This window comes from Prauserella endophytica, assembly GCF_005146945.1.
Classification (GTDB): domain Bacteria; phylum Actinomycetota; class Actinomycetes; order Mycobacteriales; family Pseudonocardiaceae; genus Prauserella_A; species Prauserella_A endophytica.
Map to the genome: position 1 here is coordinate 26,382 of NZ_SWMS01000040.1, position 13,372 is coordinate 39,753.

The 13,372-nt window shown below is 69.5% G+C and carries 15 protein-coding genes; 7 read left to right on the forward strand and 8 right to left on the reverse strand.

Features of this window, described 5'->3' with window-relative positions; all coding sequences use genetic code 11:
• Positions 1–54: 54 nt before the first annotated feature.
• The 3 genes from FCN18_RS35965 (at position 55) to FCN18_RS35975 (ending at position 2,684) form a co-directional block, all read left to right on the forward strand.
• On the forward strand, positions 55–354 hold the full coding sequence (locus FCN18_RS35965) for a helix-turn-helix transcriptional regulator (RefSeq protein WP_005456781.1): 300 nt from the start codon (positions 55–57) through the stop codon (positions 352–354).
• Positions 354–1,223, forward strand: a complete 870-nt coding sequence (locus FCN18_RS35970; protein ID WP_005456780.1) for a DUF6671 family protein — start codon at positions 354–356, stop codon at positions 1,221–1,223. The genes FCN18_RS35965 and FCN18_RS35970 overlap by 1 nt, the downstream gene beginning before the upstream one ends.
• A 72-nt stretch (positions 1,224–1,295) precedes the next feature.
• Positions 1,296–2,684: a UDP-N-acetylmuramoyl-tripeptide--D-alanyl-D-alanine ligase gene (locus tag FCN18_RS35975; RefSeq protein ID WP_005456779.1), complete on the forward strand. Its 1,389-nt coding sequence runs from the start codon at positions 1,296–1,298 to the stop codon at positions 2,682–2,684.
• On the opposite strand, the gene FCN18_RS35980 is transcribed toward FCN18_RS35975, so the two are convergent.
• Together FCN18_RS35980 and FCN18_RS35985 are read right to left on the reverse strand one after the other, a co-directional pair.
• On the reverse strand, positions 2,589–3,704 hold the full coding sequence (locus FCN18_RS35980) for an L-threonylcarbamoyladenylate synthase (protein ID WP_005456778.1): 1,116 nt from the start codon (positions 3,702–3,704) through the stop codon (positions 2,589–2,591). The two genes, FCN18_RS35975 and FCN18_RS35980, sit on opposite strands and share 96 nt — an antisense overlap.
• Positions 3,705–3,856: 152 nt before the next feature.
• Positions 3,857–5,173 carry a bifunctional folylpolyglutamate synthase/dihydrofolate synthase gene (locus tag FCN18_RS35985; RefSeq protein WP_005456777.1) on the reverse strand — a complete coding sequence of 439 codons (1,317 nt, stop codon included), beginning with the start codon at positions 5,171–5,173 and terminating at the stop codon, positions 3,857–3,859.
• A 214-nt stretch (positions 5,174–5,387) separates the two neighbouring features.
• Here FCN18_RS35985 and FCN18_RS35990 point away from each other — a divergent pair, with 214 nt between their 5' ends.
• Entirely contained in the window at positions 5,388–6,419 is a 1,032-nt protein-coding gene (locus FCN18_RS35990) for a TerC/Alx family metal homeostasis membrane protein (RefSeq protein ID WP_043537254.1), read from the forward strand.
• 409 nt (positions 6,420–6,828) lie between these two features.
• Here the strand turns inward: FCN18_RS35990 and FCN18_RS35995 are convergent, their stop codons facing one another.
• Both FCN18_RS35995 and FCN18_RS36000 read right to left on the reverse strand, forming a co-directional pair.
• Complete coding sequence (locus FCN18_RS35995; protein ID WP_177242873.1) at positions 6,829–7,308, reverse strand: helix-turn-helix transcriptional regulator; 480 nt, start codon at positions 7,306–7,308, stop codon at positions 6,829–6,831.
• 88 nt (positions 7,309–7,396) lie between these two features.
• Positions 7,397–7,894, reverse strand: a complete 498-nt coding sequence (locus tag FCN18_RS36000) for a hypothetical protein (protein ID WP_005456773.1) — start codon at positions 7,892–7,894, stop codon at positions 7,397–7,399.
• Between the two features lie 269 nt (positions 7,895–8,163).
• Here FCN18_RS36000 and FCN18_RS36005 point away from each other — a divergent pair, with 269 nt between their 5' ends.
• Positions 8,164–9,213 (forward strand): TerC family protein, encoded by a 1,050-nt coding sequence (locus FCN18_RS36005; protein WP_005456772.1) that lies wholly within the window; start codon positions 8,164–8,166, stop codon positions 9,211–9,213.
• Between the two features lie 100 nt (positions 9,214–9,313).
• Positions 9,314–9,721, forward strand: a complete 408-nt coding sequence (locus FCN18_RS36010; protein ID WP_005456771.1) for a bacteriophage spanin2 family protein — start codon at positions 9,314–9,316, stop codon at positions 9,719–9,721.
• A 424-nt stretch (positions 9,722–10,145) separates the two neighbouring features.
• Here the strand turns inward: FCN18_RS36010 and FCN18_RS36015 are convergent, their stop codons facing one another.
• The 3 genes from FCN18_RS36015 to FCN18_RS40430 are packed head-to-tail and all read right to left on the reverse strand — an operon-like array spanning position 10,146 to position 11,427.
• The gene (locus tag FCN18_RS36015; RefSeq protein WP_281245774.1) at positions 10,146–10,481 is read right to left on the reverse strand and encodes an NUDIX hydrolase; all 336 of its coding nucleotides are present in this window, start codon (positions 10,479–10,481) and stop codon (positions 10,146–10,148) included.
• Positions 10,482–10,529: 48 nt separating this feature from the next.
• Complete coding sequence (locus FCN18_RS40425) at positions 10,530–10,991, reverse strand: transposase (RefSeq protein ID WP_233520242.1); 462 nt, start codon at positions 10,989–10,991, stop codon at positions 10,530–10,532.
• Positions 10,992–11,031: 40 nt separating this feature from the next.
• Positions 11,032–11,427: a transposase gene (locus FCN18_RS40430; protein WP_228714306.1), complete on the reverse strand. Its 396-nt coding sequence runs from the start codon at positions 11,425–11,427 to the stop codon at positions 11,032–11,034.
• 368 nt (positions 11,428–11,795) lie between these two features.
• Between FCN18_RS40430 and FCN18_RS36025 the strand changes: the two genes are divergently transcribed.
• A complete protein-coding gene (locus FCN18_RS36025; protein WP_267285382.1) occupies positions 11,796–12,617 on the forward strand; it encodes a universal stress protein in 822 nt (273 codons plus the stop codon).
• Between the two features lie 78 nt (positions 12,618–12,695).
• Here the strand turns inward: FCN18_RS36025 and FCN18_RS36030 are convergent.
• Positions 12,696–13,372, reverse strand: a 677-nt coding sequence (locus FCN18_RS36030; RefSeq protein WP_228714307.1) for a cation:proton antiporter domain-containing protein, incomplete at its 5' end; no start/stop codon positions are given.

Sequence of the window (13,372 nt, forward strand, 5' to 3'; positions counted from 1 at the left end):
ACGTGCTTTGGCAAGCGTGACATGCGTTACCCCCGACGAGGTACAGTTGCGGCCATGCAGGAGTGGACGTTCTTGACCAATCACGCCCACGTACTGCTGTGCGTGGTGCGGGATCCACAAGTTCGGTTGCGGGATGTGGCCGAGGTGGTGGGCATCACCGAGCGGGCGGCGCAGCGCATCGTGGCCGACCTCGTCGAGGCGGGCTACCTGGAACGCACCAGGGAGGGGCGGCGCAACCGGTACCGGTTGCATCCGGATTTGCCGCTGCGGCACCCGATGGACCGTGACACCGCCATCGGGCAGCTCGTGGCCCTGCTCACCGGCATCGACGCCCGATCCGGCAACCTCGTGTAATGCTCGCCGTGCACCCCTACGCGGGCGCACCGGTCGCGATGGCCACCCGACACGGCAAGCAGCGAGCCCTCGCTGCCGCCCTGGCGCGGATCCCCGGCATGCGGCTTGTGCTCGCCCACGATGTGGACACCGATCAGCTCGGCACCTTCACCGGTGAGATCCCCCGCGCCGGGTCGGCGGCCGAGACCGCGGTCCGCAAGGCGCGCCTCGCGATCGAGTCGACCGGCCTCGGACTCGCCGTGGCCAGCGAAGGCTCCTTCGGCCCGCACCCGGTCGCGCCAATGCTGAGCGCCGGCCAGGAGATCCTCGCCTTCCTCGACACGGTGCGGGACGTCTGCATCCTGGAGCGCCGAACCACACCGACGAACTTCAGCCACACCACGACCCGCCGCCTCGACGAGGAAACCGACGCCTACCTGGCGCGCGTCGGTTTCGGTGCCCACGCGGTCATCGTCCGTCCCCACAGCCCCGCCGACGTGCGGGCTCCAGGCCCCATCTGCAAGGGCATCCAGACCCGTGCCGACCTCGATGCGGCGATCAGCCGGTGCACCGCGCACTCCACCGATGGCCTGGCGCGACTGGAGACCGACATGCGCGCGCACGTCAACCCCACCCGCATGCGGGAGATCAGCGTGCTCGCCCACCAACTCGCCTCGCGTCTGGCCACCCTGTGCCCGGCCTGCGGCACCCCCGGATTCGGCCCGGTGGACCGCGAACCTGGTCTGCCCTGCGGCACGTGTGGCGAGCCCACCCGCCTGACCCTGGCAACGATCCACGGGTGTGCCCGCTGCCCGCACCGCGGCCGCCACCCTCGCGATGACGGCCAACGACGTGCCGATCCCACGTTCTGCGAATGCTGCAACCCGTAACCCCCGGACACCACCCCCGCAGACCCACCCGGCCGGCCCCAGCCACTGCACGTCCGAAGGAGCGTCACCACGATGATCCCCCTGACCGCCGCCGCGATCGCCGCGGCCACCGACGGTCACCTCGTCCCGGGGACCGACCCGTCGCTGCTGGTGACCGCACCCGCCAGCATCGACTCCCGCCAGGTCCACCCCGGCGGCGTGTTCGCCGCCCTCCCCGGCCGGCGCACCGACGGGCACTACCATGCATCAGCGGCCCTCGCCGCGGGAGCCGCCCTGGTGCTGGCCGCACGCCCGGTGCCCGCCCCTGCCGTCCAGGTCACCGACGTGACCCGCGCGCTCGGCGACCTGGCTCGCCACGTGGCAGACCGACTGCCGGCCACCGTGATCGGCATCACCGGGTCGAACGGCAAGACCACGACCAAAGATCTCGCCACCCAGGTCCTGGCACACCACGGCCCGGTCGCCGCCACAGACCGCTCCTTCAACAACGAGCTCGGTTTTCCCCTCACTGTCCTGCGCGCCACCCCCGACACCCGCTACCTCATCCTGGAAATGGGCGCCCGGGGCCGTGGACACCTCAGCTACCTGTGCGGCCTGGTCACCCCCCACGTCGGGGTCGTGCTCAACGTCGGCACCGCCCACCTCGGTCAATACCCCGACGGGCAAACCGGGATCGCCGCGGCCAAAAGCGAACTACTGACCGGGCTCCCCTCTGCAGACCACGGTGGGCTGGCCATCCTCAACGCCGACGATCCGCTCGTCGCCGCGATGGCCCCGCTCACCCCCGCCCGCACCCGCTGGTGGAGCCAGCGCCCCCACCCCAACGGCGTATACGCCCGAGATGTGCACGTCACGCCGCGCGGCCGGGCGTGCTTCACCCTGCACACTCCCGAGGGCACGGCACCCGTCACGCTCCGCCTGACCGGCCGGCACCACGTCGGCAACGCCCTCGCCGTCGCCGCCCTCGCCCTCGGCCTCGGCCTTGACCACCACACCATCGCCGATGCCCTGAGCGCCGCTGAACCCGCCAGCGGCGGGCGCATGCAAACCATCGTGCGGGGCGACGGGGTCACGCTCCTCCACGACGCCTACAACGCCAACCCCGACTCCATGGCCGCCGCGCTGACCACCCTGAGCACCATGTCCGCCCGCCGCCGGATCGCCGTCCTCGGCGAGATGGCCGACCTCGGCGACCACGCCGCTGGCGCCCACCACCACCTCGGCGTGCTCGCCGCACGCGCCGGCCTCGACGTCCTGATCACCATCGGCACCCGGACCGCGCCTCTGATCGCCGACGCGGCCGACACCGAGCACAGCACCCTCGACATCATCGCCGTTCCCGACAGCCAGGCCGCCCACGACGTGCTAAGTCGAATCCTTCGTCCCGACGATCTCGTCCTGATCAAAGCATCCCGCGCCGCCCACCTCGAACACCTCGTCGCCGCGCTCAGCAACCGCTGAGCAGCCCGGAGTCGCGGCCGTCTGGCTGCGCGACCCGGCCGCTCGGCGGAGCCGATCCGCGATCGCCAATCCGAGCCCGTCCGGGGTAGGAACCGAGGCCACCACGACCTCGCACTCATGCCGGTCGAAGTCACGGAGGAACTCGAAAAGCCGCCGCGCGTACCGCGCACCCGAGTCCGGCACCGCGATAACGCGCTGCCCGGCACACGCACCGGCACCGCCCGCGAACTCGGGCGGCAGCAGGACGCCGACGCGCCGGCCCTGCGCTGCCAGGTACTCGGCGTGGCCGATCACCTGGCCCGGCTCGACCAGGACAACCCGTGCCCTCGGCGCGTAGTGCGACGGATGCTGGCCCGGAACGCGTACGGCACTCCTCGCCCGCACCGGCACGGAGCAACCCAGTGCGCGCTCAAGATCCTCTCGTGTCACGCCGCCTGGGCGCAGTATCGCAGGTGCGCCGGTGAGGTCGACGATCGTGGACTCGACACCCACCGCACAGGGGCCGCCGTCCAGCACGTAGTCGACGTCGGCGCCCAACCCGTCGCCAACATGAGCAGCCGCCGTGGGACTGACCGAGCCGAAACGGTTGGCCGATGGCGCCGCCACACCGCCACCGAACGCCGTGAGCAGCGCGCGGGCGACCGGATGGTCGGGCACCCGCAGCGCGACCGTCTCCAGACCGCCGGTGACCGCGCGGGGAACACGGCGGCCCCGACGAAGAACCAGGGTCACCGGGCCAGGCCAGAAACGGTCAGCGACGCGGCGCGCCGCGTCGGGCACCTCCGCGACCCAGTCGGGGAGCTGACGCGCCCCGCTGAGGTGCACGATCAGCGGGTGCGTCGAGGGCCGCCCCTTCACGGCGAAGACACGCTCCACCGCGTCGACGTTCTCCGCGTCCGCGCCGAGCCCGTACACGGTCTCGGTCGGGAACGCGACCAGCCCACCCGCGCGCAGGGTGCCAGCAGCGCGTTCCACATCGAGTCCCACGCGCTCAGGCGCGATGCCTGGTTGATCCGACATCACCCGTTCACCCCTCACCACTGCAGTCTGACACACCACCGGCTCGCGCGATCACCGTTGCCCCCGCGCCGCCGGACCCATTTCGAGACCGGATCTCGTACCCTCTCTTCCCGATCAGCACGCGCGGCGCTCAGCCCGGGCAGCACGGGTGGTCACGTCACCAGCGCTCGCACGACGGGCAGCGCCTCGCCGATCACATAGAGCGACCCGGTAACTACCGTGAGCGTGCTATCATTCGCCGCCGCCGCGCGGCGCACCGCATCACCCACATCCGCCTCGACCGCGACCGATCCTGCGCCCACCGCCCGCGCGGCGGCGGCGAGCCTGGCGAGCGGCACCGCTCGCGGTGTCCGGGGCGAGGTGCAGATCACCCAGTCACCAGCCCCGACCCCCAGGGCACTCAGAAACGCCTCCGGCGCGCGGGTCCCGGTCATACCGACCACCACGGTGCGGGAGACGCCGTCGAACCGCTCCCGCAGCGCCCGTGCCAGCGCGGTGGCCGCTTCCTCGTTGTGGGCGCCGTCCATCAGCACAGGGCCGGGGGTGTGGACAAGCTCAAAGCGGCCCGAAGCCCGCAGCGCCCCGCAGACCGCCCGCACCACCTGGTCGGCCACCGGCCGGGCCAGCCACACCTCGGCGGCGGCCAACGCCGTCGCCGCGTTCGCCGCCTGCCACGGTGCCAGCAGACGCAGGAAAACGTCGTCATAAGTCGCCCCGGGCGTGAACAGCGACACCGTCCGGCCATCCGCGACCGGCGCGTCGGCGGCCACGCCGAAGTCACGATCCACGGTCACCACGCGCGAGGGGCGGCGGCCCAGGAACGGCGGGTGCATGGCCGGGTCCGCTTCGGCTAGCACCACGGTCGCGCCCTCAGGAACCGCGCCAGCCTCAGCCACGGCGTTGTCCCACCGCGTGTCACCGAAGTACTCGACGTGGTCGACGCCCACCGACGTGACCACCACCAGGCCGGCGCCGAGCGCGGCGGTCGCGTCGCCGCTGCCACCCAGACCGGTCTCGACCACCGCGACATCAACACGTTGGTCGGCGAACCAGCCCACCGCGGCCGCGGTCATCAATTCGAACCAACTGGGCCGCCCCAGCTCTGACGCGGTGCGCTCGTCCGCCACCAGCGGGTCGAGCACCGCCGCCAACTCGTCGTCGGTGATCGTGACACCATCGATGGTGATCCGCTCCTGCGGCCGGTGCAGATGAGGACTGGTGTACAACCCGACCCGCAGTCCACTGCCCGCCAGCACCGCGGCCAGGATCCGGGCGGTCGTGCTCTTGCCGTTGGTGCCGGCCACCAGGATCACCGGCACCCGCTGCTCGGGCCGGCCGAGCGTGCGCAGCAGCCGCTCGATGACCACGGTCGTCGGGGCCTGCGACACCACCCCACCAGCAGCGACCCCCACCCCCCGCTCATGGTCGACGTGACCGTCCAGCCACTGCCATACCCCGGCGCGCCTCACGCCACCGATCCTAGATCCACCCCCGATCAACCTTGACAGCCACATTCCGGCCAGTGACACTGCGTGCAGAGGGGAGTACTTCCCTAAGTGTCTGCCTGGTCAATACGGACACCCCATGGTGTCCCCGGGCGACCGCCCTCACCAGGGTGAAGGAGACCTCGAACGTCGTCCGTGCGCGGAGGTCTTCGTGCCCTTTCATCCCGTGGTGTCGTCTCTGTCCGTGGCCGCGCCCGCCGACTCGGTGGGGTCCTCGTCGATCGGGTCGCCCTGGTTGTGGGTCGCCAGCATCGCCGTAATACTCGGCCTCCTCGTCACCGATTTCGCCGTCACCCGCCGTCCCCACGAGGTGTCGATACGGGAAGCGATTGGCTGGTCGGTGTTCTATCTCACGCTGCCCGTCCTGTTCGGGATCTGGCTGTGGGCGGTGTTCGACAGCGGGCCGGCACTGGAGTTCATCACCGGCTTCGTGGTGGAGAAGTCACTGTCGGTGGACAACCTGTTCGTGTTCATGCTGATCCTGGCCGGGTTCGCGGTCCCGTCCCCCATTCAGCAACGGGTGCTGCTGTACGGCATCGCCGGTGCCCTGGTCCTGCGGGGCATCTTCATCGCGGCGGGCGCGGCGCTGCTGCAGGCAGGCACCTGGGCGTTCCTCCTCTTCGGCCTGATCCTGCTCGTGTCCGCGGGCAAGATCCTGCACGAGGTGCACACCGGTTCGGCCTTCGCGGGCCGCGACGTATCCCAGATGCGTATCGTGCGACTGCTCCGCAGGTTCATGCCCGTCACCGACGACTACCGAGGCACCCGGCTGACCGTACGGGAGCACGGACGACGCGCGCTCACGCCGCTTGCGGTGGTGGTCGCCGCGGTGTTCGTGACCGACGTGGTGTTCGCCGTGGACTCGGTCCCCGCGGTCTACGGCATCACCGCGGACCCCTACCTGGTATTCGCCACCAACGCCTTCGCGCTGCTCGGCCTGCGCGCGCTCTACTTCGTGCTCCACGCCACGCTGGCCAAGCTCGTCTATCTCAACCACGGCCTGGCGGTCATTCTCGCGTTCATCGGTCTGAAACTGGTGTTGCACTGGGCCCACGGAATCTGGCCGGCCACCCCGCAGATCCCCACGCCGGTCTCCCTCGCTGTCATCGTGGCCATCCTCGCCGTCGTCATCGCGGCGAGCCTGCGCACCCGCCGCCGAGCCGAGCAGCACGTGATTGAGGCCGAGCAGCACGTGATTGAGAAGGACTGACCATGTTCACCATGCTCACCGGATTCCTCATCGACATCGCTGTCACGGCACTCATTCTGCTGGCGTTGGTCATCACCTGCGCAGCGTTGGTGCCGCCCCGCCCGCCACGATGAACACACGCCGTCCCGGGTGGCGTGTCAGTGTGGGGTGCGAAGCGAGAGGGGCGCTGGTCGTCGCGAGGTCCTGTCCGCACACCGCCCGGCCACGCCACGTAGCCCTTGCCAGGGCGTGCTTGGTGGTGCTGGCGTCGGTGGCGTGAGGTTTCCTGGACCCGCGCGGTGGGGCGGCGGGTGCCTGCGCCGGATCCGGGTCGGCCAGATCGTGTTGACGACGCGGGGCTTGGTCGTTGAGGTACTCCCCCTCAACGTCGAGAATGACGAACTGTGGTTCGTTTACCAAGGGTGGCGAGTTATCCGGTGCGGCGACGACGCGGAGGAGTCGAGGCGCCGTCAGCCGAAGCATCACGAGCATCGTCAGGGGTGGCGGGACCGACGGCGGTGATGAGGTCGGCGATGCGGTGGTGGGCTTCCAGCGGGTGGCGCAGATGGCCGTCGGGGTTGATGCGGTAGTGGTTGCGGCGGCCGACTTTGGTGCGCTCGATGTAGCCGCCCTGGATGAGGTCGGTGAGGATGAGCTGGACGGCGCGGGTGGTGATGCCGACCTTCTGGGCGATGACGGGCAGGGTCTGGTGCGGGTCGGCGGCCAGGCAGAGCAGCACGTGGGCGTGGTTGCTCAGGAACATCCACGACCCTGGCGTCTGCGACGCGGCGGCGTCGGCCGGTTCCGCACCAGCATCCACCACGCCAGAATCCACCGTGCCGGAGTCGGTGGGATCCGAGCCCGCTGGGGTGGGGAGGGCGTGGTCGGGTGGGGGTTCGGCAGGCCGCATGGGGCCGACCATAAGGCATTCCTTCCACTCTCGATGCCGCTGTCGGCGCGGGGTCCGGATCGGCGGGGAGCTGCTCGACCGGGTGTGATCAGACCAGCATCGCGTCGGGCAGGGTGTGCTCGTCTGCGCGGCGGATCCGCAGCCGAGGTTGAGTGAGGCCGAGCAGGTACTGGCAGGTCGCAGGCGTGAGGAGCTCGGCGCGAGGATGGGCGGGCAACACGAGCACGTCGGCGTCGTGCACTCGGCACAGTCGCAGCAGGGCGGCGGCCACGCGCCGATGCCGGCCGCCCGGCCCGCGACGGTGATGCCACGCGGTGGTGTGGATCCGCACGCCCCGCTCGGCCAGCCCGGATGACGGGAGCCGTGACAGCGCGGGAGCGAGCGCCGCGGCGGTGACCTGCTCCCGGCGGACCTGCTGCCAGGCGATCAGCCGCGCGTTGAGCGTGAGCCCCGGCGGCGGGTGCAGCACGGCGAGCACGAGGTGGCCGTGGTCGGCGATCAGTTCGACCGCCGCGGGCAGCTCGGCGGCCGGCGCGGGATCGGTGGCGTCGACGACGCAGACGAGGGTTGTGCACTGGGCGGGCATCAGCGGACCTGCTTTCCACGGCACGGATCGAGGAGGCCGCGCGCTGGCCTCATTTCCAGATTGACGAAGTACGGTTCGCCAGTCAAGCCTTGACAGGCGAACCGTATTTCGTCATTCTGGTGGTGCGGAGGGGAGTACCCACCACGTCCGGGATCGTCATTACGGCAGTTCGATGGCTGCCCGGTCCCGGCGCCACCGGACCCAGCGCACGTGCTCTGGCGGTTGGGGAGACCTCCAGTTTCACTCGACGTGACCGGAGGTGCTTGACTGTGGTTGTTCCGTTGTGGGCGTGGGCCGCGGTGCTCGGCGTGATCCTGGTGATGCTCGCGATCGACCTGTTCGCCCACCGCCGCGCACACGTGGTCGGGGTCCGCGAGGCCGCCGCCTGGTCGGCGGTGTGGGTCGCGCTCGGCCTCGGGTTCGGCGCGATCGTGTGGTGGGCGTGGGGCAGCGAGTTCGCCGCCCAGTACTTCGCGGGCTACGTGATCGAGAAGTCCCTCGCGGTGGACAACGTGTTCGTCTTCGCGATCATCTTCGGCTACTTCGCCGTTCCCCGCGAGTACCAGCACCGCGTGCTGTTCTACGGCGTGCTCGGCGCACTGGTGTTCCGGGCGGTGTTCATCGCCGCGGGCTCGGTGCTCATCGCGTCCTTCGCCTGGATCCTGTACGTGTTCGGCGCCTTCCTGGTCGCCACCGGTGTCCGGATGGCCGTGCACCGCAACGAGACCATCGACCCCGACCGCAGCGTCGTGCTGCGCCTGTTCCGCAAGGTCATCCCCACCACCGAGGAGTACCACGGGCAGAAGTTCCTGGTGCGCCAGGCCGGGCGCTGGGTGGCCACCCCTCTGTTGGCGGTGCTGGTGCTGGTCGAGGTCACCGACATCGTCTTCGCCGTCGACTCCATCCCGGCGATCTTCGCCATCACCCAGCAGCCGTTCCTGGTGTTCACCTCCAACGCCTTCGCCATCCTGGGCCTGCGCGCCATGTACTTCCTGCTCGCCGACCTGATGCACCGCTTCATCTACCTCAAGCTAGGCCTCGCCCTGGTGCTGGTGTGGGTCGGCATCAAGATGCTGCTGCTCGACCTCTACAAGATCCCCACCTGGTTCTCGCTGGCCGTGGTCGCCCTCCTGCTCGCCGTCGCCGTCACGGCCAGCTGGATCCGCACCCGCACCACCCCGGCCACCCCAGCGGCTGCCTCTGCCGATTCGCTGGCCGGTGCGGAGCCCGACACGGTCACGACCGAGCCAGCCCAAACCGGGGCGGCCGCAGCCGAGACGGCCCCGTCCTCGCCCACTGGCCTGTCGACGCGCGACTGACGCGCGTCGACCGCCCCGGTGCCGCCCACCGCTCACTCCCCCCACCAGCGGTGGGCGGCACCACCCCACAGACCCAGCCCATCCGGAAAGGAACCCGCTCATGCGCATCTCGACTCGATGGACCTCTGTGCTGCTCGGCGTGGGCGTCGTGGCGGCGATCAGCGGCTGCGGCGCTGTCCAGCAGGCCGGCGACACCGCCGGTTCGGCCGCGGACACCGTGACCGGCGCGGTCGCCGCCGCCGAGGTGTGTAGCGACGCGCTGGCACTGGTCGCCAACCCGCCCGACCTCAGCGCACCGCAGGCCGCACTGGACCAGGCGCACACCACCGCCACCGAGCTCACCGACCTGGCCGCGACCACCAGCGACACCGACATCGGCCGCGCCATCACCGACCTGGCCGCCACCCTGCAGACGGCCACCCTGGACACCCTCACCAGTGCTCCAGCCGCCTGGCTGCAGACCAGGGCCGATCAGGCCGCCGCGCTCACCACCGCCTGCGCGCCCTGACCAAGTAGGGTCACGGGCACGACAGGAAGCAGCCCGTGATGAGCACCGTCGGCGACCCCGCTGAACGTTCGTCGGTCGTCCCTCCCTTCCAGGTGAGCGGCCCACTCGCAGGCGAGGTCAGGTTGTCGAGAGCTCCACCCCAAGCTCCTGGGCGAGGGTTTCCTGGGTGAAGCCGAGAGCCTCGCGCCGTGCTGCGAGAGCATCTCGTCGTATCGCCATAATCACTCCCAGATTCGCTAGCGCACCCACGCTACCCGGCGTTGATCGGACCTGATCAGCGGCCATGTCAACGACGAAACGGCGGACGTTCACGTCCGGACGTGCGACCCAGACCGCCCATGAAAACGCCAGAGCGGGATGGTGCTTGGGACGATCTGTGCTTGTCCGCAGGGGCCGCCACCAACTAAAGCCCCGCCCGACAGGATCAGCGCGCCTCGACCGCGTGCTCTGCCGCGAGCCTGCGCACATACGCGCGGATTCGGTCGCGATCCTCGGGGAACACGCTCTCCCACGATTCGTCCAGGTCGACCCACTTCGGCGGCTGTCCCTTCTCCCCGCCGAGTGGCGCGTCGCGGTTGATGACGGCTCCGTAGGACAGGCTCAGCGTTGGCGTCCAGTCGGCGCGGAAAGAGCGGACAGCGACGGCCGCCGGCACTGACAGCAGCTCGCCCAGCAGGCCGGTCTCCTCCAAGAGTTCACGGGCTGCTGCGGCTCGAGGCGTCTCGCCTGGCTCGACGGTTCCGCCGGGTGTTAGGAACAGTTGGCGGTCTCACTCTTCTGCTGTCTCAACTGGCGCGCACGTCGAGGGCTAGGGCGTGTCTGACAATGTCTTGGTCCAAGTGATGACGGCGTGGAGAACGACCGCGCAGCGATAGACGATGGCGAGTTTGTCGTAGCGAGTTGCCAGGCCACGCCATTGTTTGAGCAGGGCGATGCGCCGTTCGACAACGTTGCGGCCGCGATAATCGACCGCGTCGAGGGTGGGCGGACGGCCGCCGCGGGAACCGCGGCGGGTGCGGTGCCCGGCCTGGTCGGCCGGCTCGGGGATCACCGCCGTGATGCCGCGATCGCGCAAATGCCCCCGGATCGCTCTCGAGGAATAAGCCTTGTCGCCGCGGACACGGTCGGGCCGGGTCCGAGCTCGACCACGTCCGAGGCGAGCGACACGCAGTTGCCGCATCAGATGCGGAAACATCGGCGCGTCCCCGGCCTGGCCGGGCCCGACTAACGTCACCAGCGGGCGGCCGTTCCCGTCGACGAGATGGTGCACTTTGGTGCTCCAGCCGCCACGAGAGCGGCCGATCGCGTGATCAGGCGGCTCGTTGTGCAGATCCGTGTAGTTCGACCCAGCCCCCTGTGGGGCGGGTGATGTTGGTGGCGTGCTGATGCGCACGCGCGATCGTGGAATCCACCGACACCGACCACTCCACCAGGCCGGCCGAGTCCGCAGCAGTCAGCAGACGTTGCAACACGGTGTCCCAGGTGCCGTCACCGGCCATCCGGCGGTGCCAGGTCCAGATCGTCTGCCACGGGCCGAATACCGCAGGCACATCCCGCCACGCGATCCCGCACCGATACCGGTAAATGATCCCTTCGACCATCGACCTCGCATCCGAGAACGGTCGGCCCTGCTTGCCGGTACGCACCGGAAGCAGGTCCTCGATCAACGCCCACTGATCATCTGAAAGCAACTGGAACCGCGACACCCGAACAGCATCTCAACCACGCGCCAACACCATTGTCAGACACGCCCTAGCTGCGGCGTCGACATCATCTCTTCGGTCCGTGCAGGACGCGTTTGGTCTTGGGCAATTCGATGTGCGGGCTGACGCTGCTTCGTTCAGCGCGTGAATTTCGCTGGCGCCGTTGGTCATGAGCGGGCGCCGCTCGCGCAGGCGGCCCATCCAGACGTCGCCTTACTATGGATGCCCGAGGAAACATCCGTCGCCAGCCGCCATCGGCTTGCCGATGCATTGGCCCGGTTCGACTTCGGTCGTGGGCGCCGGACGGTCGGAGGGGGCATTATTCGCAGGGAGGGAGTGTGATGTCGATGGCCGCCGCACCAGTCCGCCGGGTGCTGGTCGCCACCGATTTGTCTGAGCAGGCGGGCTTGGCTGTGCGGAGGGCCGCGCAGCTGGCCGCCGAACGCGACGCCCGGCTGAGCGCCGTCAATGTGCAGCCGGCCGGGTTGAACGAGGAGCTGAGCGAGTTCGCCCACGCCCGCCTGCGCTCACACCTCGACCGGTTCATCACCTCCACGGTCACGGAGGCCGTCGTCCGCCACGGTCACGTGGCTTACGAGATCCTCGCTGAGGTCACTGATCGCGACGCGGACCTGCTGGTCGTCGGCGCGCATGGCGGCCACCGGCTGACCAGCCCGGTCCTGGGCAGCACTCCCGGCAACCTGGTGCGGGCGAGCCCGGTTCCGGTTCTGGTGGTCAAGAGTCCACCCGATGGGGAGTACCGCACGGTCGTGCTCGCCGTCGATAGCACAACTGTCTCGGCAACGGCGGCGCACACGGCGGGCGCGCTCACGCCGTACGCGGACCACATCGTCGTGCACTTTGCCGTAGTTGTCGGCGAGACGTTGATGCGCATGCACGGCGCCAGCGAGCAACACTTGGCCGAGTTGCGCGAGGTGAGCACCGAGCAGGTTCGCGTCGATATCGAGCGCGTGGCCGCCGAGCTGACGCCCGCTGCGTCGCGGGTGGTGATCGCGTCCGGGCGTCCGCAGACGCGTTTGCCAGAGCTGAGCCGCCACCACGCCGCCGATCTGGTCGCCGTCGGTACCGGCGCCCGCTCGTCGCTGGGCTACACCCTGCTCGGCAGCGTTGCCCAGCACGTGTTGCGGGACGCGTCATCGGATGTGCTCGTCGTGCCGGCCAGGAAGGACTGAACTGGAGCTGCACGTGTTCCCGCTATGTTGCGATCATCCTGGCCATCGCCGCCTGTGTGGGCGTTGCCTGATCACCGCTCATTCTCCGCGGGCCCAGGTAGTGACGAGTTTGGAGGCGTCGGGTTGGCGGGGGATCGCGACGATGACGAGGTCGCCGTCTCGAAGCCGGGTGCGTGGGGTGGGGATCAGTGTTCGTTTGCCGCGCATGATGGCGGTGATGAGTCCGTGGGGTGGGGTGATGTCTTTGAGTTGTTTGCCGGCGATGTGTAGGTCGGGGGTGACGCGGACTTCGATGAGTTCGGTGTTGATGTCGCCGATGGGAACATCCTCGGCCACCGAGGTTGTTGTAGGGGACTCGCCGCGTAGTCCAAGCCAGCCCGCGACGGTGCTGATGCTGACGCCCTGTACGGCCGCGGAGACCAGGACCACGAAGAAGACCATGTTGAAGATGAACGGGCCATCGGGGTGGCCGGCGACGAAGGGGAACGTGGCGAGCACGATCGGCACCGCGCCGCGGAGTCCGACCCAACTGGTGAACAGCAGTTCCTGCCATCGGTACCGCAGCCAGCCCAGGGTCAGCAGGACCGCGATGGGGCGGGCCACGAACACGAGCACGAACACCACGGCCAGCCCGGGAACCACGACCGACGGCAGTTGTGAGGGGAAGACCAGCACGCCGAGCATGGGCACTGTCATGATTTCCGTGTAAGCCACGGATGATGTGTTTCTTATCTTAGTGGAGTGGTATGCGGTTG